This is a genomic window from uncultured Sutterella sp. (assembly GCF_937923675.1).
Taxonomy (GTDB): Bacteria; Pseudomonadota; Gammaproteobacteria; order Burkholderiales; family Burkholderiaceae_F; genus Sutterella.
This window is the reverse complement of the sequence record NZ_CALDXB010000015.1, coordinates 1-1930: the sequence shown is the minus strand read 5'-3', so window position 1 is coordinate 1930 and position 1930 is coordinate 1. Positions and strand designations below refer to the sequence as shown.

At 55.8% G+C, this 1930-nt stretch carries 3 protein-coding genes; all 3 read left to right on the top strand.

What is annotated here, in order from left to right; genetic code table 11:
• Positions 1-141 precede the first annotated feature (141 nt).
• A complete protein-coding gene (locus Q0106_RS01245; RefSeq protein ID WP_297607826.1) occupies positions 142-576 on the top strand; it encodes a hypothetical protein in 435 nt (144 codons plus the stop codon).
• Positions 573-920 carry an IS66 family insertion sequence element accessory protein TnpB gene (gene tnpB, locus Q0106_RS01240; RefSeq protein ID WP_297607823.1) on the top strand — a complete coding sequence of 116 codons (348 nt, stop codon included), beginning with the start codon at positions 573-575 and terminating at the stop codon, positions 918-920. The genes Q0106_RS01245 and tnpB overlap by 4 nt, the downstream gene beginning before the upstream one ends.
• A gap of 282 nt (positions 921-1202) precedes the next feature.
• Positions 1203-1930: hypothetical protein (locus Q0106_RS01235; protein WP_297607820.1), on the top strand; the 728-nt coding region annotated here is incomplete at its 3' end.

Genomic DNA, 1930 nt, shown 5'->3' with positions numbered 1-1930 from the left:
CCAGGCTCCCTATAAACGAAGCCCCTGTTGATTTGATGTCAGCAGGGGCTTTTGTTTGCTGGATGTTCGTAAGCTCCCCATTGCTTCCGCCGAGATTTGAAGCAAGGACTGAGAATGGAAATTCCCTTTCAGGAGTTTTCCATGAAAAAATCCTCTATCTGGCGTCAGGCTTACAGCGACTTCCTTAAAAGCGGACTAAGCAGGGCTCAGTTCTACCGCTCCCATATCGAACACTACTTCCCCAAAGTCAGGCCCTCCCTGTCCGCCCTTTACGGGCGCTTTCAGCAATTTGATCGGGAAGCCGCACTCAGCGAGGCGGCAGCGCCTGAGACTGAATCCACTCCCGAGCAGACGGTGGTGGTGCGTCAGCTCGGCGAAAACATTCAGCTTGCCGAAATCAAGTCGGAAGCGGCGGTCTTTAGGCCGAGCAGTGCCGCCCATCGCCCGGCAGTCTCTGCGGCGGCAGGCTCGCAGGAACTTCCCTTCCGAATACGACTTCCCAACGGCGTCCTCTTTGAATTCATGACGCCGTCGCCGGAAAGGTCAGCAGTCGTTCTCGCGGAGGCGCTCCGATGAAGTTCCCTTCTGGAAACCGCCGCATTACGCTCGTCGTCTCTCCGGTCGATCTGCGAAGCGGATATCGAAGCCTTTCTGCGATCGCACGCGCCGCGCTGGATATCGATGTTGAGAGCGGAAAGGAAATCGTCGTTTTCATTTCCCGGCGCAGGACCTGCTGCAAAGTGATCTGGTGTGATGAGCGCGGTTCAGCAACCCTGGTCCGGGGACTTCATGCCGGGCGCTTCGAGTCGTTCCTCGCCCGGGCTCAGGGGCCGGCAACCCGATGCTTTACAGCGGCGGATCTGGAGCAGTTCCTCGACGGAGAACCGATCTACGCGAAGCGATCCGGCATTCTGGCCTGAAAATTGATCTGAATCAACATCTAATTATTTGATTCTAAAAGAATATCTAACAAAAAAGTGAGGTTGAGAAGGTTCGCGTATAAGGCCCTCGGTGCGCTCTGTATTGCTTCTCATTCGCGTTCGAAGCATGCAGATGACCCCCGGCGCATCCTCAAATTCAAAGTCCTCCAGAACGCTCCGGAGAGCCTTTATCGCATTGATTTAAAAAGATAATTTAAAATTTTTAGCCACTCGAAACGGTATAATTCAGACAGTTTCCCCCCACATGAAAGACCCGTTTCCATGCAGTACACCGCTGAAGATGTCCACAAGCTCCGCGAACTGCTTGCCCAGGCAGAGGCAAGAGCCGACAAGGCGGAAAAGCGAGCCGGCAAGGCTGAAAGGCGCGCTGACAATGCTGAAAAACGGGCTGATAAGGCTGAAAGTCGAGCCGGCAAAGCGGAAGACCGCGCTGAAAATGCCGAAAAGCGTCTTGCGGAAACCGAAGTCAAGCTTGTCAAGGCAGAAGCACGGGCAAATCTTGCAGTCAACGTGACTTCAGCCACGGCGGCGATTTGTCTCGAGACCATAGAGCGCGCCAAACAGGCCGGCGTGGATATCCCTGAAGCGCAGAGAGATCAGCTGAAGACCATTCTCGGCGAATACGCCTACATCGACGGCTGCGCCCGCAGCAGCACTCAGCTCCTCGAGTACCTGCTGAGCAAGGGCACGGAGCAGTCGGACGGACTTTTCTCCAGACTGCTCACGCCGCAGACGGCCAAAGAGTCGGAGGCGGTTGCCGAGCAGACTCAGAAGACGGTAGCCAGCGAGGTCGTCAACATCGAGAATGGCCAGAAGAAGGCTGACGCCGTCATTTCCGTTCTTGAGACGGCCGCCGGCGAAGCCGCGGCTCTCCAGCAGAACAAGGAAAAGAAGAATGAAGCTCTGGATGCCTGCGGACGCATTGCAAAGATCACGCCGCCGAAGCGGGAAGTCAGCAAGCCTGTTCTGAAGGAAGGCAAGAAGACCCG